The sequence below is a fragment of the Providencia burhodogranariea DSM 19968 genome, from assembly GCF_000314855.2.
Classification (GTDB): Bacteria; Pseudomonadota; Gammaproteobacteria; order Enterobacterales; family Enterobacteriaceae; genus Providencia; species Providencia burhodogranariea.
Genome location: NZ_KB233222.1, coordinates 572,125 through 593,518, shown reverse-complemented (window position 1 = coordinate 593,518; position 21,394 = coordinate 572,125). Strand labels below are relative to the sequence as shown.

The window sequence follows — 21,394 nt, the reverse complement described above, 5'->3', positions numbered from 1 at the left end:
ATAGTATCAACTAGTTATATTTTCATAAGAGCAATATAATAGAATATACCGATAGATTTTTAATTTCTAAACCTATTATCTTCATAGTGCCATAACTATAATTTAAATTGAATACAATACAAAGCTATCAGCTCACAAACTCACTTAAATTTTTGTTTGAGTCTATTTAAAGTATAAATAATATAAAATTCACTAAAATAGACTAACAATCTTATTTTTGATTACTTCTGGATTAATGACAAAATTATCAAGTTCAGTCATATATATTTTTTTTAGCTCTAATATAAACTTTTCAATGGAGACATCTAATGCCATTAATATCTCAAATAACATATATAAAGTAACCTGGTTTTTACCACTTTCATAGCGAGAGATTTGCTGCTGACTCAAACCTACTACTTTTGCTAACTCAACTCCACTCAAACCTTTGCACTTGCGAAACTCGCGCAAGACTAGGCCAATACACTGATTAATATATATATGTTTTGTTTTTTTTGTAGTCATACATTCTCCTTTATTTCATTTATTTAATAGCTTGATTAGGCCATAATTAAAAGTGCGATAGCTAACATAGGCCAAATGATGGCTAACATTATAAAATTACTTTATTTGATATCATTACCAATCAAGAAAACAAATACCAATGAATAAATGTGAATAATATCGACCATACTGATACAATCTATTTTTCATATTATTAAAGTAAATATGGATGAATTCAAATAAAAAGGCTCACGTTAATCTTAATTGATAAACAACGAAGTCCCTTTATTTATCCACAGAACACATAATATTAAGATATATTTTAATATTAACTAATAGACGACTTAAGCAGGACGCACTCGTTGATAAAGAACTATCATAATCCGAGTTTTATAGCATTATCTTTCAAAAGATCGCCATTTAAATTATAGATAATACCCGTATTTAGACAACTATTATAACCATCAGGATGAATACAACCTCGGATTATTTAGATATAGCATTAACGATGACGTAGTACTCAATAATTTTAAATATTACGAGCCATCGCCAGTTGTTCATCACAACACAATTGTGTCCAATACTTGAGGGTTTGTTGAAGCATTTTCACTTGATCACCAATACGGTTGATCTCTTCGAGCTCTGACTCACTGATTTCCCTACCGACTAAATCTTGATAAAGTGTCTTTAGATAGGCAGCATTTGGCATTCCTCTATAATCAAGTGCGACAGTTACACCATCAGGTAATGGCTTTTTAGGATCAGACAAATCTTGCCAATTCTTATCTTCGGTAAATAAAAAATTTATTGCACCTGTGTATTTTCCATCTGTGGCTTGGTAAACTATTTGATCTATTTCCTCAAGTGAACTTGTTTTTAAAAACCGCTCCATCATATTTTGGTCTAGAGTATATTTTGTTAATAAATTACTCATTATCACCATTTTCACCATGGGGTTTATGCTATTATTTCCATTTTCTACTAGCCATCCACCTTGACTTGGGTCATTATAAACTTCTGAAGTAAATTGCTTTTTAAATACATCTGGCATAGTAGATGAAGGAGGCCCCCCCGCAATACTACTCATTGCTTTATAAGCTAAACTAGTCACAGGCATGGAACTATTATAGAGAGCTGCCCATATCTCTTCAGCCATTTGACCAAGTTGTTCTGGGGTATAGTCCCATGTGTTATGTCCACCGCTCCCTGATTTTTCTAAAAGATGAGACATCTTAGTAAGTGTCGTGTCATCTATACCATATTCCTCAGCATGTAATAACGCATCTAACATTACTAAGTGAAACATGTCCTCATAATCTACGCCTTGTAATCCTTTTTCCTCAAGAGCACTGAACATCATTTCTAATGATGACCCAAACATTTCTTTGCCGCCTTGAGTCCATCCATAGATATAATTTAGCTGACTTGCATATATATCAATACTAGCTTGCAGTTGTAGCGCTATTGCTTGCTCTGGGTTGTGTCCCAGCATAGCTAATACAACTTGCTGTTGATGATTAGCAATCATTGTAAATACATCTAAAGTTGGTTCGCTATTTAGATCTAATGTACTGATTAAACTATCACTTTGTTGAAAGTGACTTTCACAATTTTTCAAAGACTGAGTGTTAGCTTGCTTTATCTCGCGGCTAGATTGGTATTTTTCATTCAATATTGGCATTCTTTCGTATAAATAAATACCTATTGATATATTGCTGAACATATTTGATTCCATTTAAACTAGGGATTATTGAATTTTACACATTATTTAGATACATATTTATAAAATATCTTGTCATGAAAAAAAATAAATGCTAATGAATTAAATTGATTTATTATTTGAACAAAGAAAATATTCATGTCTCCCCCGAATGCGCGACCAATTAATGAAAAATTATTCACTCTCTTGATATTCTGGTAATAGGATATTAGGATCCAAAGCTCTATGTCTAGACATGCAGACTCGCCATGCGCTACCAGGATGATTGTTATCGCGAGAAGGCGAGATAAAGTACGGAATTCCAATTTTTTTACTTTGAGTGTATTGCGAGTTAATCATCGGTACAGATGTTGAGCTAACATAGTAAGCGAAGCTAAAAGTATAAGGTTCATTATTCTCTGCTGCTAATTCAGACAATTTTTCCACACAATCTTTAGCTTGGGTATTCACAAATTCAAATGTACCTTGGTCAAAAGATGCTTTTTTGCTCATACAACCTGATAGTAGTAATGATGCTATCAAGGTAAAAACGGTTATTAGCTTCATAATTCGCCCTTAGTTCCGTAGATATCCAAAAAACCAAATTGAAGATAGGTTAATTGCTACAATATATCAATTTGCAAAGACAACACTGTGAACCTAACCGCTAAGTGACAAGACTCTACTTACAATACATACCATAAAGCTTTAGATATGAGAATATAAGAAAAAATTTAAAATATTTAGCGACAAATGACTCACTACATACTACGTAATATACCCTATTATACGTGCATAGCATCCAAATAAAGAGTATGATTCATTCAATCTCATGCAAATGATCAACCTGAATGCTATGAAATATATCATTAATCATCAAATTACGTTCTGTAATGAAAGCCGAACGATATCTCTCTTAGATAATATAGAGAACTCTTTGGTTTTATCTGCCCCAGCTTCGCGTTTGTTGTTAACTTTGGTTGTCAATAGCAATACTCCCTTAAAAAGAGAGTATTTGTTGAGTACTGTATGGGAAGACTATGGATTTACAGCGTCTGGGAGTAACTTAAATAATTATATCAGCGAGCTACGGAAATCGTTAGCATATCTCGTTCCTGAGTTTTCCGGTATTGTCACTATACCTAAAATTGGTTTTCAATTTACTGCTAATATTGAAACGTCGCTTCCTAAAAATAGCCAGCAAGAAAAATCATCATCATTACTAGAGGCTCCTTCCCTAATTACACATCAGAAGGACCTATTGAATAATGAAGATAAAACTAGAAATAACAAATTTGAAATAAAGAGAATTAAAACCTATCAAATCATATTTATCATTACATTACCTATAATTATTTTATTAACTTATTACATTTCAATACCTAACTACGCCCCTAAAATAGAGAGCAGTAAATTTATTTACACCCAAGATAATTGTGATATTTATACACTAGATGAATTTAACTCGATGAGCAACAATGAAATTGTACAAGTTATAAAAAAAAGATTAGCAACCCACAATATAAGCTGCAATACAAACAACCAATATGATATTTTTTATAGCTCTCTCCCTGCCCCTAACCCTGCACTACTTATCACAAACTTCATTGGTATTTGTATTAAAGACGAGCAAAAAGATAAGCAGCACATGTATAAAAATTGCCATTCTTTTGTGAGTGAGGTTTAAGTATGAGTAAAAGAAATACAACTCTCATTTCAATTTATGTTATATCAATCATTTTATTGATTGCATTTTTGATTAATGATTATCAGCATAAAAATGCCCCTTTTCGCTGTAGTGGCGAGCTAAGCATACTGTTAAAAAATAATGATTATGATTTTACAATGAATACATCAATTTCCATCATCGGTCTTGGAGACAGAAAAGGAGTTATCCGAATAAAGGGGAATATAAAACATGAAGATCAAACTCAATCTATTATAAATAGAGCGATATATTTTACACGTATTAATAAAGACCAAAATATATTTTCAATACAGGTGACTGATAAGGAGAAACTCCCTACAGATACAACCGATGATGATGTTTTTTCACTGTTTTCAATAAACCATACTAATTTACGTATGGCAAGTCAGGTATACAATAATGCGCTATTATTTCATGATACAATGGAACCACAATTTCTTTGTGTAAAATATTAATGTAAAGTCACTCGTCAAACAACTGTATTATCCTGATATTTAATTTTCTCAAGACTACAGATATATATCAATAAGTAACCCGAATCGCTTATCTAGCTATACTCATCGGGTTTAAGAAATTAAATAGCTACTCGTATTTTCTAAATGTAATTTACATTACTCTTGATATAGGAATAACATGGAATATTATTAATTCAACTGATTGACTTTATCAATAGCTACACAGTACTGTTCATCAACCTTCACTAACATACCAGTCGCAAGAACTTCACTACCGCTTTTTAAGATCACTTCAGATTGAATAAAATGACTCAATAATTTTATTTGGCCATTTTGTAATTGGTTAAGCTCATCAAGTGTCATTGAACAATTAGCCACAACCACATCAATATTTATACGCATACAAGCACCTTAACGCTCAGCAAAAGAAATAACAATACGACGAATATCTCGGATCTCTTCCTGTGCTGAAGTGATTGATGTCATTAAATTTTTAAACTCTTGTTGACTAGAATCTAAATCAACTTGAATAGTATCAGAAAAAGCGGTCATTGTAGCATTTGCAGATTGCAATTCGTCATAATTATGTTGATGCTTATCAGTGATGATATCTATTCCTTTAGGCTCACCAAGAATATTTTTGATAATACTATCAATTTCTGAAAAAATTTTAGGACTATTAACATAAATATCAGTTTTTTGATCAATTTTTGTTGGGTCAACATTACCTAAATTATCAGTCATCAAGGTACCCCATAAGTGGTTGATATCCGCAACAGCCTTAGATTTTTCTGATATTTCAGTAGCTAAAGCTTCTGCTTTTAGAGTTTGGCTATTAATATAGCCAGATATCATAGTATCTATCAAACTTAAAGGATCGCGATGCTTAGTCGTGGCTACACGACTCTCTTGCTTAACTTCCTCTTTCGTTAATACTGAATCCGGTTTATTAGCAAAATAAATATCGATATTGTTATTATTACTTTCATTAACAGATAAACCATTATTAATATCTGCATAACCCGCAGTCGATCCATAGTTAAATATTGATTCAGACATCATAACCCTCTTATTGTTTTGGAATAAAATAAACTTTGTTTTTATCATCTTGCTTAAAAATAATTTTATCTTTTGATATTGATTCTATATAGCCAATCCCTGGGACAGAGCCACCTTCCCAATAACGAAATTGTTGGTCATAAATATAACTCCGACCTTGACTTGAAACAAAAATTGAATAAGGAAATTGTCCAGCTCCAATAACATCAGAATTATTATTAAGCATTTTTAATCGAGACACTTCATTATCGTAACCAATAGACTTTAATAACCTGCTAGCTTTTGAAATATCATCTACTAACCAAATATTATCTTTAATTTTAAATGTTAAACCACTCCCACCAAAAACTTTCATAATATTTAATGCTTTTTCAGGATAATCAATAGTAATTTGTGTATGGTCATTTTTATCAATTAACTTGAAAGGAATCTGCTGATTGTTCATTGATGTTACATCAACATTTAAATTAGCTAGTGTTGAATAACCATTATTATCTATGACCTGAGTATTTATCCTCCAATCTTGTGGCAATATCTCTTTTACCCTTTCACTAAACACATAGAGCTTTCCTTGTTTAATGTACCCATTATCAATAATATTAAAATATTGACTAATTTTATGGTTTTGTTGATATTGCATCATGATTAAAATCATAGTCGTTATTACAACATTCAATAATATAAACCCTAACGCTAACCACCAGTATCGTTTAAAGTAACTTTTAGTTAATTTTGGCTTTCGCTTTCCCTCTGTAAAGATAAAAAAGTGAATACCTAATATAGCATAAACTGTATTTTCAATTAATTTTACTGGTTTATTTTTCCAACCAATTAAATAGACTTGTTCCTCTTTGATTTGTAGCGACAATTGAGTATCAGGAGCAAGATATTCAGATAAACTTAGCATATCTTTATCTAAATTATCTTTTTTACCCGTCAATATTAATTGTGGCTCAATAGGCAGCGTAAGTCCTTTTAAATGGCCTTCACTAAACTCAATCAGCTTCATTTTAGAAAATCTCTTTAATTAAATTTCTTGCTATTTGTACTGTTTCATTCAAGTAGTTATGTAATTGATTTGCATGGCTAGGAATTAAATAAGTTCGGACTAAAAAGTATCCTAGATCCCCAATCGAAGCGATATAGCAATCAGATAATATATTAAAATCACCATTTAGATTGAGAGCTTTTTCTGGTGTTAACTCAATATGACTAAGCTTAATTAATACAATCAATTTTCCAGATAAACCGACACGTGAACCATCTTCTATTCTACATTCGATATCACCATACCTTCCAACTAAAGCACGATTATCTTCAAAATTTGTATCAGGGATTTTCATTGATTGTATAAAATCGCGCATTAAGAAAATAAATTTTCGTTCACTCATGGCGCTAGCCTCACTTCTATAATAAATCGACGTTGTTGTACACGCTCGGAAGCTGTACTTTCATGATTTTCAACACTACCTTTTACTTTAATAGGAATATTATTAAGTCCAGAATTAATCATCAATTGATGAACAGAAGCTGCACGCCTATCTGCAAGTTGACGATTTTTAATATAATCACCTGATGAATCCGCTATTCCATAGATAGTTATTTCTGTAACGGGTATTGATGATAATTCCTTAACCACTTCTGATAATATTTCTTTTCCTTCCTTTGTTAATAAGGATTGATTCACAGGAAATAATGCTGAGAATATAAGAGAAATATGTTTTTCATTGGTATAATACTCATGACTAAATAACTTTTCATCTAATTCACCACTCTCATTATCACCTGAATAACTAATAAACACATTAGATTTCCCTTGCCATTGATTATTATCAAAATACTGTTCTTCTTTAATATTTTCACCGGCTACTTGTGCTACATCATTTACATTACCATTCGAAAAAGAACAATCTTTTGTTTCTGTTAAACTATATAAATTAAGATTTGCTATATAAAACCTTGGTTTATTTATTCCCAACTTCACTTCAATACAGGCTTTTTGATAAGGAGAACCATTTATATATTTAGGCGGCTCTCTCACCCAAAACTCCAAATCTTCAATGTAATCAAAATGGGTATAAATAATATTATATATATCTTGCTTCCAATCCATATCTAAGAAAAAATGGTCATTTCTGATTTGATTGTTACAAGAACTTGTTATAATTACGACTAAAAACACCCATAACTTTCTAATTATTAGCAAGCTGACCTTTCCTCTTTAATGCAACAATAATTAATGCGACATCCCGATAAAACTCCTTATCCAGATAAACGCCACCGACCTTCATTTTTTTCATAATAGCTCGAGCTAATGGTATATCCTCAATAATAGGTATATCTAGTGATTCCAAATGTTGTCTTTGCTCTAATGCCATACTTTCCGTATAAATATCCAAAACTAGTGGTGCTGCATCGATATTATACTCAAAACATATTGGTACTAAAATATGCGTAGGATTAGCAATCGCAAAGGTTGGCCGCCGCCCTTTAGTCATAGGTTCGTTCATCAATTCACGCATTCTCATTTTTCTTTCACCCTTTATTTGTGGTGAACCTTCAGTATCTTTCATTTCATTTTTCATTTCTGTCATTGTCATACGATTTTTCTTTGTAAATCGATAATGCTCACATAAATAATCGACTGCACCAACACTTGCACCAAAGACAAACATTAATAATGAAACAAATCCTATATAATAGAGAAGGTCATAAATAAAATAAGCTGGATTGCTCACCTTGTGTAGCTTGTTGACCTCTAACCCATAGGTGTCAAATACATATTTCAATAGAAATAGTAAAAACAATAGTTCTAATACTTTTCTAAAAGAATTGGCAATAGCATCAATGCCTAAGTTATTTTTAAATCCTTGAACTGGATTAAGCTTATCGAGTTTAAGTGAAAAGACTTGATTATTTAATGTTCCTCGATTGATAACCACCCAATTTATAATAAAAAATATTAATTTTTTTATCGAAAATAATGCTATTGAAATTTGCAATATATTCATAATAGCCATAAAAACGACAGCCAAGTCTGCATATATAACAAACTCTATCCAATAGTTAAAATCACTAAATAAAATTACAATAAAAAAAATAATTACTATACAAAAGAGTAGTACCGAAAAACTAGGTTCTGCAAGTTCGGTTTTAGGAAACTGCCCTTTCTTTCTTAACTCTCTTAATTTTTTCGATGTGGGTGGATATTTCTTAGGTTCAGTCGATTCCATTATTAATGTTCCAGATTAACCTGTAACATCTCTGAATTTTGAATCAATTCATTATTACTAATATCATTATAACTACAAATAATTAATGATGAACTAATCTGTTGCATAAAGGATTTTACAATATTAAATTCAACATCACTGACCATCAATATCGGTTTCACACCATTTTTTTCTGTAACTTGGCAAAGGTTCTTGCGTATTTCTTGCTTCACCAACATCAATGTATCGATATTATCCTCTTCACCACTGACATATTGCTCTATCAATTCACTTAGTTCCGTAGGTAGTAGTACTGCTGTAATGTTACCTTCAGGATTAATAATCCGTGATGTTATTTCATATCTCGCTTGAGTTCGTATACGCATAAACCAATTTTTACTATCGCTATCTACTCTAGACCAATAAATAAGGGATTCAAAGAAACTAACCGAATCTAAGTAGAACTCTGGGCTAGAAATTACCTGCTTCATAATATCATGTACGCGATTAATACCAATCGCTGAATCAATTTCCTTTTTCATTACATCACTTTTCATTGAAAGATCTTCAATAATATTACTGGTAAATTGGATATTATATTTTTCCACCAATCTCTTACGAATAAAGTAATTTATAACTGTACTTAAATTAACTTCAATCTCAGCTACCTGCATAAATATTTCATCGTGTTGAATTTCTTTAATACTTAACTCAGAATCTTGCTTAAAGCTATATAGCTTAATTCCTTGTATGCTTACCTCAATATCATTATCTAATTCTGATGAAATAATGACACAAGGCTGACCTAAATTTTGTGCCCATAGCTGTTTTTCAACATCAGCAACCGATTTATAAATTAAATGCTGATGTTTACTATCTTTTAGATTAAAAGTTAATGATTCAAATAGCCCTGACCCTTCTCCTTCCATGTTGATTATAGTAATCTCCTTTTGCCCTCTCCATAAAATAAATGCAATTATAAAACAGGCTAACGCAATAGGAACACAGATATACGTTAAATCTGTATTAAGAAAACCAACGATTAACATAAATAAACCGATAAATGCTAAACTTCGCCAGAATGCACCTATTTGGCTCATTAGCTGCCCTGAAAACGAGCTAGATTTTTCGCCGACACCCTTAATACGTGTAAGGTAAACACCGCAAGCTACTGACAATAATAAACTTGGTATCTGAGAAACTAGGCCATCACCAATTGTTAATATTGAAAAACGTTCAACACTTTCAAATAGAGTCAGTTCAAATTGATTAATCCCAACATAGATCCCACCAAAGAGGTTAACTAAGCTAATTAGAATACCCGCAATAGCATCCCCTTTAATGAACTTCATCGCTCCTTCAAGTGATCCAAATAGTCTATTCTCAGTACTTAACTCAGCACGTGCTATTTGCGCTTGTTCTGGGGTGATCATATTATTCTTCAGATCACCATCAATCGTCATTTGACGCCCAGGTAATGCATCCAATGAGAAACGAGCACCAACTTCAGCAACACGTTCCCCCCCTTTGGTTACAACCAAAAATTGTACGATTGTGATAATGATGAAAACAATTAAGCCAGAAAGCAAACCGGCGCTCATTACAAAATTACCGACAACCTCAATGACACTTCCCACTTCCTCGTTGGTTAAGATGTTTCGTGTAGTGGCAATTGATAACAGTAATCTGAATGTAGTTAATAGCAAAACAACGGTTGGTAAAAATGTCACTTTTAATGGATTATCATTTTCTAGCATAATAACTAATATCATTGCAGACATAATAAAACTAAAAAGTACAAAAACATCAATAACAATCCCTGGTAACGTTGCTAATATGACAGCAGGGAAAATTAATACGATCAATACGCTGCTTATTTTTAACCAGCCAGATAACATACGTAGCTGTTTAAACATGAGTTATATTCTCGATACAATTTTTCAATTCAATCATTAATTCTTGTGTATTAATGCTGATGATACATTCATCATTTTCAATGGTAAGTAACGTACCTTGCTCACTATGTGACTGCACAACTTCTAATGATTTTTCTAGATCATTAATTTCGTTATGTAATGCGTCAATTAGATATTTTATCAAGCTGTCACTTTGATTCATTTTTATCAATCTATTACGCACAGCTTGTTCTGTTTGTCTTTTTACATCAGTGACCGCATCATTCAGTTTTTTTTCCTGACTTGCCAGTAGAATTTTTAACTGTTTATCAGCATTCTCAAACCATTTTTTTTTAGAAGCTGTTATCTGCTGTTCCGCTGATATTTTTAATTGTTTTATATGCTCATTAAGTTCGTTTTGCTTTGCTTCTATTAGTTTTTTTGTATTATCCTCAATCATCTTCTGATATTCTTGAACACGATTTTCTATTGCAATTAATAGAGCATTTGCATCACTATACCGTTTTATTTGTGATTTCTTAACAATACCTGTTTCATCCCCTTTAAATACTAACTGGGGAGTTAATTTATATGATGAATCTATTTCAATAAACAAAATATGACCTATTTATTCTTAACTATACTAATGAAAATAAAAACCCAGAATTAAATATTTGGTTTGTCTTATCTCAATAGATAATAATAGTAATCCACACTCGAGGCCTATGTTCTATTCCTCTATGACTCATATTCACCATGCTGTAATAAATATAGCGTTTAAGAGCATAGTACGCAGCTGAATAAACTGAGAAGCATCACTATTAATGCTTCTCTATCTATCGTTGCGATTTTCCTTTAAGCATTCCTAATTGTCTAGGTATCGCCATATTTCAAGAGACATAGGAACTAAATTTTCTAAGGCATATACTAATATTTAGCAGTTTGTTCGTGCAATAGATTCATCTTGAAATATTATGAAGCCTTATTTTTCTCTATTTCATAATCGAGTTTGTCTACATTTACAGATCTCGTTACCAAATTATTGTTGAAGATATTTAACGTACCTTCTTTATCGATACCTGTATTTTTCCAATATATATCAGCAATTTTGCTGACATTTTCATCATGAATCGCTTTGAGATCATGTGCTATCCCAGCTGAATTATGGTCTTCTAATCCCGTAGTAAGAAGTTGTGCCGTTTTGATCTTCTGTTTAGACGTAAGTATTGGCTCAACAAATATTAACTTCTCCGTATCACTTGCATCATTATTTGTCTTACCCATATTGTTTCTGATACCGACAGAACGATTACTCCCCAGTCCCGCACTTCCTTGGGAAGTTACAATCAGCTTCGGCATTGTGACCATATAATGTGGTACTGGCTTAGTAGCCTTTGGTACTATTGACTTAATGAGATTATTTGCATCATTATTTTTGGTATCTATCGAGTTAGGTGTTGTGATTGATGTATTTGATATTGGCCTTCTAGTTTCGATTGGGTGTTTAGAGAACGTTAATGATGTGGGTTCAACGTTATTATGTATCTTACCCGGATTATTTCTGACACCCGCAGAACGATTATCCCCCAGCTCAGGACTTCCTTGCGAAGTGACAACATGTTGCGCTGTTTTGATCTCTCGTTTAGGTGTGAATATTGGTTTGACAAGTATTGGTTCACCGAGATCACTTGCATCATTATTTGTCTTACCCGTATTGTTTCTGACACCCGCAGAACGATTATCTCCCAGCCCAGAGCTTCCTTGCGAAGTAACAATCGGAGCCGGCATTTTAACCGTATGTTGCGATATGGGCTTAGTAACCTCTGGGGTTATTAGCTCAGCGCTCTCATTTGCATCATTATTTTTGGCGCCTGTCGAATCTGGCGTTGTCGTTGATGTGTCAGGTTTTGGCGCTATAGGCCCTACCGACTGTTCAGGCAACGCTGATAATGTTGGCTCAACTCTATTATTTGTCTTTCCCGTATTGTTTCTGACACCCGCAGAACGATTATCTCCCAGCTCAGAGCTTCCTTGCGAAGTAACAATCGGAGCCGGCATTTTAACCGTATTTTGCGATATGGGCTTAGTAACCTCTGGGGTTATTAGCGCAGCGCTCTCATTTGCATCATTATTTTTGGCGCCTGTCGAATCTGGCGTTGTCGTTGATGTGTCAGGTTTTGGCGCTATAGGCCCTACCGACTGTTCAGGCAACGCTGATAATGTTGGCTCAACTCTATTATTTGTCTTTCCCGTATTGTTTCTGACACCCGCAGAACGATTATCTCCCAGCCCAGAGCTTCCTTGCGAAGTAATAATCGGAGCCGGCATTTTAACCGTATGTTGCGATATGGGCTTAGTAACCTCTGGGGTTATTAGCGCAGCGCTCTCATTTGCATCATTATTTTTGGCGTCTGTCGAATCTGGCGTTGTCGTTGATGTGTCAGGTTTTGGCGCTATAGGCCCTACCGACTGTTCAGGCAACGCTGATAATGTTGGCTCAACTCTATTATTTGTCTTACCGATAATGCCTCTGACACCTTCAGAAGGATTATTTTCTGACCCTGCGCCTCTTTGAGAGGTAACAATGAGTTGTGCTTTTTTGACATTAGATTGATATATTATCGGTGTATTTAATTGTTCAAGTTGTTCAGGTTGTTCTGACAGCACTAACTGAGGCTCGCCGCTTTGGATGTCAGCAATGTTTCTGATAGCAAAAATCTTAATATTATCATCAAGGTGAATAATATTAGTTGCGATACAGCTTGGATCTAACTCAATATTTAAATCACGAAGTTCTGGCGTTTCTTCAACTGAAGATGTGAAGGATATTGGATCACGATTTGAGCTATAATTGATGCAATCTACAATCGGCAGCTTTGGTGCTAGCTCAAAAGCCTCCATTAATGCAGCTTGATGACCAAGATTATCATCATCATTAACAAGCATCACCCATTCGAAATTGTTATTCTCAATTTCACTTTTAGCTTGATGTTCGATAATGGCATTATTATCTCTTTGAATAATATGTTCAGGTGTAGTGGCTTCACCTATTTTTTGCATATCATCTACAATACGTTGATTTATCTTGTCAGATCTAACGCCAGCGCTGTCTAGTTCATCATCTGCAATGACGGACGCTAAAGAATTAGCGGGTGTCAAATTAGGTTTAAGCGGTATTTCATCATTATTAGAATGGATTGGGGAAGAATATGGCTTGTCTGGATCAGGCTTGGGTTGGTCATGATCATTATTTTTTTCTTGCTTTTGTTTATCATCAATAAAATATTGTGATCCACCATACATAGCAAGTGCGGCTGTATTGCCATAAAAAACCACGAATGCAGTAGGAATAAGACTCAAACCTCCTGTTAATGGTGCAAGTATAGCTCCAATAGCAAGGCTAAGGCCTGAGAGAATAACTTGTCCTTGAGCTTTCTTTGTATTGCTAATCTTGTTAGAATTTTTATTACTCTCTAGTTCTGTTTTTTTAAGTTTTTTTTTGCTCAGTAATAGAAAATAAACTCTCACTCTTTTCCACATTTGAAGGCTTTTCATTAGCGAATGAAGACCGTGGACTATATTTATTAATAGAGTTCTTATCAACAATAGAAGTTGCAGAATGAACATCTGTCATTTCTGTAACGACTGAAGAAACTGCAGGTAAGTCAGTACTTCCCACTGGAGATAAAGAAATAGGTGATAATGGCATATTAAAATCTCATCATTTTTAAAATATGAATAACACTACGTTTAAACTCGGCTTCTTGATAGTTTTGCTCGGCCATTGCTATGGTTAAATATCCATCAACACGAATCAATCTACTATCAAATTGCTTATCAATACGGATTAAGGCTTTAATAACATCCTCAATATTCAATACGTATATCAATTGATAAAAAGGAATAATCGGATATAACAGATCATCTAAGCAAAATTGAAAAATATGCTTCTCATTTTTTTCAATATAAGCCAAGAAAAATTCAACAGACCCCATTTTTATTTATCTATTACTCAATAAAACAAGATCTTCATCACTTAATTCACTGATTTTATTAACGGATACAGTGAGCTCTGATAATTTAAAATCTAATGATAATGATAATGTTCTAGGCCAATGACATTGTCTACTTGATAAAAAATTCGAATCTATCATTAATTTATTCGCCTGAAAATATATTGAACACTGTACCTCTTGAAATTTAGTGATTCCTGACATTAATAGCGGTAGCTGTTGAATTTTATCTTCGTTAACAAATCGATAGAATTGAATACCATAAGCTCCCATATTTCGTGTGAAAATATATTCAACATACTCTTTACTTAATAATTTTATGTTAACTCCAAGCATTCTCTGTAGGTCAGGATATAAAATATAAAAACTACCCTTTATACCTATATGATCAATGCTAAGTTCAACAATCTCTTGTTCACGAGCAACCTGATAACCTAGCCCATTAAAATTGATCAATAATTCTTGATTGAAAAATTTTCTTCCAGCTAATTGTTGCACATGTTCTAGCGTATTTATATCTAATTCAAACGCAGGAATTAATATTTCATCTTTTTTCATTAAAAATTCACCTTATGACTTTGTGATAATAATGCCAATACATTTTGACTCATTGCTAAATCGCTATCATCTATCCATTCCTCAATAGCCTTAGGGACGCTACTAACAAATTTATAAAGTAATTTGTACACATCCATTGAAGGCATTGCACGAAAGTCATTCGATTGAACCAAATTTAAAATATAGGAGATATTATGAAATTGATTATTTAAAATACCCTCAATCATTGCTGATTTCACCACCTCATCAGAGTATTCACGAAATTGTGAAAACCACATAATGACTGCTGATTTGTCTAAATGAAATTCAGGATCAGATAAACCATTCCAACTCATTCTTTCTAATTTTCGTATCAACATTTCATAAGGGTCGATATTGATTCGTTTAAGATTATTATTAGGGCTGTTCTCTTCCGTTTGCATCATCATGTTCTCGCGCTTTTTTGGTTGTTCTTTTTAGTTTTACCTTACGTTGATCATAGCGGCGGCATAAGTTGAGTATGGCCATCAAATTTGAAATCACATTATCTTTTGTAATGAGTTGTTGTACTACAGATGCATTAACTTCTAATTCTGGTGTATTTTTAAAATGTAACTCAAGCTTTTCAAAATAACCACTCAGTTGCTTATAAACATCCTTAGGATAGAGATGTTGAGATTGATAGACCGAATGAAGAACAAATAAATAAGCATCATCTAATTGGTCAATTTCAGGTAAACTCTCAATAAATCCATGCCAATCACTCAATGCTCTTAGCATGTGCCCTTGAATATGTCGAGCTAAATGTCGTTGATTACGACTTGTCATTTGAACTGAACGGATACGAAATAGCCGAGGCAGTTTTTTTAATTGTTTTTCAACTTTAGTGACATCACGAACCCTTCGTGGCTTGCCCTGATCAAATTGACCTGTTTTTTTAGAAGACTCAGTTGCCGACACTCTCTGCACATAGCGTGTTTGTGCAAAATTAATGGGTGCTATCGCCATAATCAGCCTGTGCGAGTGTATTTAACCACTCGCACGCTCCTTAATTAACGATTATTGACTAGCATAGCGCCTTGTACTGACTCCATCGCTTTGTGTAATTGATTTAATTCATTACCTAAAGAATCAATAAAGCTACTCAGCTGGTCATCATATGTTTTCTTAAGATCTTTCGTGGCTTGAGTATCATCATGACGTTTAACTTCACCGGCATTATGTATTTCGTTTACATTTCCAATTAACTCTTTAGATACCCCTGAAAGCTGAGTAATGGTGTTGTATTTAGCAGTACGTTGTTGCTGTAATGATGCAGTAATCTCATTAAGTCTATCAACGGATAAATTAGAGACCTTAGCATTCTCACCATAACCTAAATTAACTAAATGTTTATCATCTACTTTTTTAAACTGACCCGTTTTAAAGGCTGCGGCACTGGTGATACCCATAGAAACTACCCCAGCAGCTAAATTGATACTAAATTTCGTAGTAGCAGAACTTTTTTTATCCGCAGCAAGTACATGAGCTAATTCTACCGTTGCCCCAGCTTCGTTAATTCTGTTCATAAGAACTTCTGAACGTAGTAGCTTCGATGACTCAATAATCATTGCGAGTAATGCAAGTAGATGACTCATACTTACTGAGCCAGTATCGTTAATTGTATTTAATTCAGATTTCGCGATGTTAACACTGTCATTAACTAAGCTGTGCTTTTCTGCTTGTGGTGTTTTAATATTATCTGGTGAAAATGCCACAAATCTATTATTAATATTAGCTATATTCATTTCCATGCTAGTTCCTTACATATGTATGTTATACAGAGTGTTTAAAAATTGACGCTCAGAGTTTTTAGTGTCGAATAATGATTCAAATGCTGTGGATAACGCCTTCATTGCTGTATCTAACAGCATTTTCAGTTGTTCAAAGCGAGTGACAAGCTCTTCCTGAGCGGCTTGTGATACTTCAAGATCTCTTGTTATCGCTGATGATTTGATGCTATATCCAGTACTGACAACACTTGTCACATCTGACGCGACAGAAGTGACTTGTCCCATTCTTGCACTTGCCAATTGCCCACCTTTGACTAATTCTTGAATTTTCGTCGTTAACGGCTCCATTAATTTCAGTGTTTTATTGACAATATTTTGTGCCTTTTGTGAAATGGCAGAAAATGCTCTAATTGATTTCAATGCATCTACCGCTTTATTTGCCGTGTTAGCAACTTTTGCTGCTGTACTCGCAGCCACTTTCCCTACAGAAGTCATGATCTTACCCGGGTTAAAGGTTAAGACGGCGCCCACAACTCCGATCACAACTTCAAGGGCTAGGCTGACCCATTTACGAATTTTTTCATCAACACCAAAAGCTTGTAGAACTTTGTCCATCATTTTTGGCACAATAATTGCCGCAATCATGGTTCCTACCATCACCGCAGCCATGACAGGATTAAAAGGAGCAACGACAATGGCAGCGAGAAAACCAAGTGCCATACCAATTTTGCCCCAAAACCCTTTATTCTTTTCTGCATCAGCTTGTTGTTGCAGCTGATCCATGCGTTCATTTAATTGCGCGATTTGTGAATCTTTCAGCGTGTTAATTAACTCTTTTTTCGCCGCTGAACTCTCTTTCGCTGTACCAGAAACAGCATCAGCTATAGTTTTAAAGGCTTGTGAAACCATACGCCATAATTCACTTTCAGAGATCACACTACCCGGTAAAGGTTGTATTGGTGATGGAGTCTCTTTGGCCTTCTCGATTTCATTTATAAGATGTATCGGAGTATCATCTTGGCCCTGTGTAATGAATGAATTATCTACGCTTGTGAAAGCACTAATACTTGACATTTATATATTCCAATTTAAACCATCATATTTCTGTTGAAAACGTGTGTAAGTAAAACTTACAATCTAAATCGATAATAAATTTATATTTATCGAAATAATTGCGCTTATCATATACATTTAATGAGAAATTTTTCAGGTTATAGATATAACAATTGAGTTTAGTAAAACGCAAACTCCTATATACTGAATAATAACCTTAAACCTTCAAGTTAATGAATTATTAGCATACATAGTTTCCCTACTCCATTATTCTCTGTCCATATTGAGATGATATTTTGCAATGCCAAATTTAACCTTGACTATTTAGGGTATAACTATCAGAATTTTTTAATATTAAATATTTCGAGCCATAGCAAGTTGCTCATCGGCACATAATTGAGTCCAATATTTTAATGTTTGTTGAAGCATTTTAACTTGGTCACCAATACGGTTAATTTCTTCTAGCTCATCTTCAGATAATTCACGCCCAGGAAATTCCTTATATAAATTATCTAAATCAGTAAGGCTAATTCCATTGCCACGCCAATCTAAATGATAACCTCCATGTGCTTTACTAGCATCCATTTTCCAATTCGTATTAACTACAAGCCACGATAATGTTGCACTTTCATATTCAACCTTAACCACTTCAAATTCGGCACCAATAAATTTATCCATTTCGTCTAATGAACCAGTTAAAATTATTTCAACCTGCTCCTTAGTCATTGATTTTTCATTGAGTAGAGAACTTAAAATAAATAGCCTGAGCATTGGACTAAGATTAGTAGCCCGATTTATCATTGGATCCCCTGCATTATCGGCTGGCTGTATCCACCAGCCATAATCATCATTCCAACCGTTGATAATTTGATCAGACAGCGCTTTTGACCCACCCATTTTATCGAGTTCTGCTATAATTTGACCCAGAAAAGACTCAGGAGGAATATTCCCTTCTTTTTTCAAACTGTCATAAAGTTGGCTAACCCACTTCGCCATTTCGGCGGCACTACTGTAACCTTTTTCATGTAATGAGTGGCTACCACTCCCTGTGCTTTCTAATATATGACTAATATGACCTTTATTTTTATCATACCATCCTCCTAGGCCATACTCATCTGCATTGACCATGATTTCAAGAAGTGCTAACTGAAATAAATCTTCAAGTTCAATTGCGCTAATACCATCTTTTTTAAGCTCTTCAAACATTAACATTAAACAAAAACGAAACATTTCAACGCCACCTTGAGTCCAGCCATAGATTTTTTCAATTTGTTGAGCATATATCTCAATACTGGCGGCTAACATGCCTGCAATTACCAGTTCTGGATTTTGGCCTAGCATTGCTAAAACAACTTGTTTTTGTTGGTTAGCGATCATTGTCAATATCTCAATATTTACATTATCTGTACTTTCAATTAAGTTATCAATATTACCCAGTTGGTTTTCACAACTTTTCAAAAAAACAAGGTTACTCTCAACTTACTGAATATAATTGTTTTTTTCATCATGCACAGAATTTATATTTTGCAATGACACTATATGAGCACTAGCTATATTATTCATTATTAACTCAGATAATTATATGTTGATTGTTATAATATAATTTTCATGTACCATTCATAATTTAATATTTCATTCATTGCATATGCTGAAAAAAATTTAATTTATACAACTTAACACATGTTATTTTTAATATTTATTTAGTCATTGACTCAAATAACAAAACATTAACCTACCTAATTAACATTAAACTATAATTAATCTTTAGATTGGTTTTTAGCTATATATTACGTGCCATGGCAAGTTGCTCATCGAAACATAATTGAGTCCAATATTTTAATGTTTGTTGAAGCATTTTAACTTGATCACCAATACGGTTAATTTCTTCTAGCTCATCTTCAGATAATTCACGCCCAGGAAATTCTTGATATAATTCGTGTAAATCATTAATATCAATCCCTACACCTTCCCAATCAATTTGATTAAGGCCATCTTTATTAGTAATTCGCCAGGTTGTATTCTCTTCAAGCCATGTTAATGATGCACTTCCATATTTTGAATTAGTGACACCAAATTCTTGTTCGACGAATTCATCTATTTCATCCAATGAACCCGTCAAAATTAATTCAACTTGTTCTTTACTCATAGGCTGTTCTTCGAGTAAAGAGCTTAATAAGAATAATCTAAGCATTGGACTGATATTATTTGAAACTCGCTCAATGCTTCCTTTATTATCAGGCGTACTTACCCACCAACCATTACTATCATCCCAGTGGTTAATAATCTGATCTGATAACGCTTTCGAGCCACCTTTTTTATCAATTTCAGCTAGAATCTGCCCCAAAAGAGAATCAGGTGGAATATTGCCTTCCTTTTTCATTGAGTCATAAAGCATAGTGACCCATTGAGCCATTTTTTCAGGTGTATTATAATCGCTTTCATGAAGAGAGTGGCTGCCACTTCCCGTACTTTCTAATACATGGCTGATATGCACTTTGTTTTTTTCATACCAGTCTTCTAAACCATATTCCTCAGCATTGACCATCACTTCAAGAAGTGCTAATTGAAATAAATCTTCAAGCTCTGCTGAGTTTACGCCATCTTTTTTAATTCCCTCTAGCATCACCATCAAGCTTGAACGGAACATTTCCACTCCTCCTTGAGTCCAACCATATATTTTTTCTAGTTGCAGTGCATAAATTTCAATACTGGCAGCTAACATACCTGCAATTATCAATTCAGGATTAGCACCCAGTATTGTCAGTACCACCTGCTTTTGCTGAGCGGCAACCATACTTAATATTTGTACACTCAACGTGTCCATACTATTTATTAATGTCTTATCAATATCTTTTACATCTTGAGTACATTTAGCTGGCATCATGATTGGTAGTTTTCCTCCTTTCTGCGCTTGCATATCACCAGAGACTTTATCCAAATCATAATGGTAGGAATAAAACTGTAAATTATTTATCATTTCAACCTCACTAAATTTAAAAAAATGGTTTTAACTGCTGCTCTAAAAACTGATATCTAGAGGAATAAAATTGATTTAGGTTTTCTTGTTTTACTATAATAAAAACTAAGCTAGCATCTACATATTCATTTAACTTATAATGACACAGTGAAATATCTAAAAACACTTCATCCATATGACAAGTTGGATAAGTTTTTACCGTATTTAAAATATCTAATGCTTTTTTATAATCTTTTTTCTCCAAATAAATTGAAGCTAATCCACCTGGACCTCGATGGTCATAAGGGCTGAGAACAGAATAAGCGAGAAATACCATTTCAGCTTCTTTTAATTGCATTGCCGAATATAATTTAACTGCAAGGTTATATATAGACTGCAATTCGGTAAGCGTTATTTTTTTTGATTTACCTAACTTTCTCATCTCTTTTTTTAATTTAGTCCCACTAAGTGCATCTAAAAAAAGATCAAAATCAGATAACTCGCTCTCATCGTTAATTTCTTTTTTTATATTCATAATTTTTATTCTGACCG

Annotated in this window: 24 protein-coding genes; 2 read left to right on the top strand and 22 right to left on the bottom strand. The window is 33.5% G+C overall.

Going from position 1 to position 21,394, the window contains the following annotated elements:
- Positions 1-192 precede the first annotated feature (192 nt).
- The 3 genes from OOA_RS02460 to OOA_RS02450 all read right to left on the bottom strand — a co-directional run bounded on the left by OOA_RS02460 (position 193) and on the right by OOA_RS02450 (position 2,749).
- Positions 193-504: a helix-turn-helix domain-containing protein gene (locus tag OOA_RS02460; protein WP_008910543.1), complete on the bottom strand. Its 312-nt coding sequence runs from the start codon at positions 502-504 to the stop codon at positions 193-195.
- Between the two features lie 508 nt (positions 505-1,012).
- The gene (locus OOA_RS02455; protein WP_008910542.1) at positions 1,013-2,206 is read right to left on the bottom strand and encodes a hypothetical protein; all 1,194 of its coding nucleotides are present in this window, start codon (positions 2,204-2,206) and stop codon (positions 1,013-1,015) included.
- Positions 2,207-2,377: 171 nt separating this feature from the next.
- Complete coding sequence (locus tag OOA_RS02450) at positions 2,378-2,749, bottom strand: hypothetical protein (protein WP_008910541.1); 372 nt, start codon at positions 2,747-2,749, stop codon at positions 2,378-2,380.
- 370 nt (positions 2,750-3,119) lie between these two features.
- On the opposite strand from OOA_RS02450, the gene OOA_RS19735 reads away from it, so the two are divergent.
- Together OOA_RS19735 and OOA_RS02440 are read left to right on the top strand one after the other, a co-directional pair.
- A complete protein-coding gene (locus OOA_RS19735; RefSeq protein WP_158467568.1) occupies positions 3,120-3,869 on the top strand; it encodes a winged helix-turn-helix domain-containing protein in 750 nt (249 codons plus the stop codon).
- Between the two features lie 2 nt (positions 3,870-3,871).
- Entirely contained in the window at positions 3,872-4,345 is a 474-nt protein-coding gene (locus OOA_RS02440; protein ID WP_008910539.1) for a FidL-like protein, read from the top strand.
- Positions 4,346-4,534: 189 nt separating this feature from the next.
- Here OOA_RS02440 and OOA_RS02435 read toward each other — a convergent pair whose 3' ends face one another.
- The 19 genes from OOA_RS02435 to OOA_RS02345 form a co-directional block, all read right to left on the bottom strand.
- The gene (locus tag OOA_RS02435) at positions 4,535-4,747 is read right to left on the bottom strand and encodes a FliM/FliN family flagellar motor C-terminal domain-containing protein (RefSeq protein WP_008910538.1); all 213 of its coding nucleotides are present in this window, start codon (positions 4,745-4,747) and stop codon (positions 4,535-4,537) included.
- 9 nt (positions 4,748-4,756) lie between these two features.
- Positions 4,757-5,404, bottom strand: coding sequence for a hypothetical protein (locus OOA_RS02430; protein WP_008910537.1), 648 nt, complete (start codon positions 5,402-5,404; stop codon positions 4,757-4,759).
- Positions 5,405-5,414: 10 nt separating this feature from the next.
- Positions 5,415-6,413 (bottom strand): hypothetical protein, encoded by a 999-nt coding sequence (locus OOA_RS02425; RefSeq protein ID WP_008910536.1) that lies wholly within the window; start codon positions 6,411-6,413, stop codon positions 5,415-5,417.
- Position 6,414: 1 nt separating this feature from the next.
- Positions 6,415-6,795, bottom strand: coding sequence for a hypothetical protein (locus tag OOA_RS02420; protein WP_008910535.1), 381 nt, complete (start codon positions 6,793-6,795; stop codon positions 6,415-6,417).
- Positions 6,792-7,610: an OmpA family protein gene (locus OOA_RS02415; RefSeq protein ID WP_008910534.1), complete on the bottom strand. Its 819-nt coding sequence runs from the start codon at positions 7,608-7,610 to the stop codon at positions 6,792-6,794. Before OOA_RS02415 ends, OOA_RS02420 begins: the two co-directional genes overlap by 4 nt.
- Entirely contained in the window at positions 7,597-8,637 is a 1,041-nt protein-coding gene (locus OOA_RS02410; RefSeq protein WP_008910533.1) for an EscU/YscU/HrcU family type III secretion system export apparatus switch protein, read from the bottom strand. Before OOA_RS02410 ends, OOA_RS02415 begins: the two co-directional genes overlap by 14 nt.
- A gap of 2 nt (positions 8,638-8,639) precedes the next feature.
- Positions 8,640-10,532 (bottom strand): FHIPEP family type III secretion protein, encoded by a 1,893-nt coding sequence (locus OOA_RS02405; protein WP_008910532.1) that lies wholly within the window; start codon positions 10,530-10,532, stop codon positions 8,640-8,642.
- Positions 10,525-11,127 carry a hypothetical protein gene (locus OOA_RS02400; protein WP_008910531.1) on the bottom strand — a complete coding sequence of 201 codons (603 nt, stop codon included), beginning with the start codon at positions 11,125-11,127 and terminating at the stop codon, positions 10,525-10,527. Before OOA_RS02400 ends, OOA_RS02405 begins: the two co-directional genes overlap by 8 nt.
- 356 nt (positions 11,128-11,483) lie before the next feature.
- A complete protein-coding gene (locus tag OOA_RS02395) occupies positions 11,484-14,039 on the bottom strand; it encodes a hypothetical protein (protein ID WP_008910530.1) in 2,556 nt (851 codons plus the stop codon).
- The gene (locus tag OOA_RS02390; RefSeq protein ID WP_008910529.1) at positions 13,999-14,220 is read right to left on the bottom strand and encodes a hypothetical protein; all 222 of its coding nucleotides are present in this window, start codon (positions 14,218-14,220) and stop codon (positions 13,999-14,001) included. The genes OOA_RS02395 and OOA_RS02390 overlap by 41 nt, the downstream gene beginning before the upstream one ends.
- A 1-nt stretch (position 14,221) precedes the next feature.
- The gene (locus tag OOA_RS02385) at positions 14,222-14,506 is read right to left on the bottom strand and encodes a hypothetical protein (protein ID WP_008910528.1); all 285 of its coding nucleotides are present in this window, start codon (positions 14,504-14,506) and stop codon (positions 14,222-14,224) included.
- Positions 14,507-14,512: 6 nt separating this feature from the next.
- Complete coding sequence (locus OOA_RS02380) at positions 14,513-15,082, bottom strand: hypothetical protein (protein WP_008910527.1); 570 nt, start codon at positions 15,080-15,082, stop codon at positions 14,513-14,515.
- Positions 15,082-15,510: a hypothetical protein gene (locus tag OOA_RS02375; protein WP_008910526.1), complete on the bottom strand. Its 429-nt coding sequence runs from the start codon at positions 15,508-15,510 to the stop codon at positions 15,082-15,084. Before OOA_RS02375 ends, OOA_RS02380 begins: the two co-directional genes overlap by 1 nt.
- Complete coding sequence (locus OOA_RS02370) at positions 15,479-16,069, bottom strand: hypothetical protein (protein ID WP_008910525.1); 591 nt, start codon at positions 16,067-16,069, stop codon at positions 15,479-15,481. Before OOA_RS02370 ends, OOA_RS02375 begins: the two co-directional genes overlap by 32 nt.
- A gap of 44 nt (positions 16,070-16,113) precedes the next feature.
- Positions 16,114-16,854: a hypothetical protein gene (locus OOA_RS02365; RefSeq protein WP_008910524.1), complete on the bottom strand. Its 741-nt coding sequence runs from the start codon at positions 16,852-16,854 to the stop codon at positions 16,114-16,116.
- Between the two features lie 9 nt (positions 16,855-16,863).
- Positions 16,864-17,907 carry a type III secretion system translocon subunit SctE gene (locus OOA_RS02360; RefSeq protein ID WP_008910523.1) on the bottom strand — a complete coding sequence of 348 codons (1,044 nt, stop codon included), beginning with the start codon at positions 17,905-17,907 and terminating at the stop codon, positions 16,864-16,866.
- Between the two features lie 333 nt (positions 17,908-18,240).
- Positions 18,241-19,344: a hypothetical protein gene (locus tag OOA_RS02355; protein ID WP_008910522.1), complete on the bottom strand. Its 1,104-nt coding sequence runs from the start codon at positions 19,342-19,344 to the stop codon at positions 18,241-18,243.
- Between the two features lie 322 nt (positions 19,345-19,666).
- The gene (locus OOA_RS02350) at positions 19,667-20,863 is read right to left on the bottom strand and encodes a hypothetical protein (protein ID WP_008910521.1); all 1,197 of its coding nucleotides are present in this window, start codon (positions 20,861-20,863) and stop codon (positions 19,667-19,669) included.
- Between the two features lie 16 nt (positions 20,864-20,879).
- On the bottom strand, positions 20,880-21,377 hold the full coding sequence (locus OOA_RS02345) for a transcriptional regulator (RefSeq protein WP_008910520.1): 498 nt from the start codon (positions 21,375-21,377) through the stop codon (positions 20,880-20,882).
- Positions 21,378-21,394: the final 17 nt, after the last annotated feature.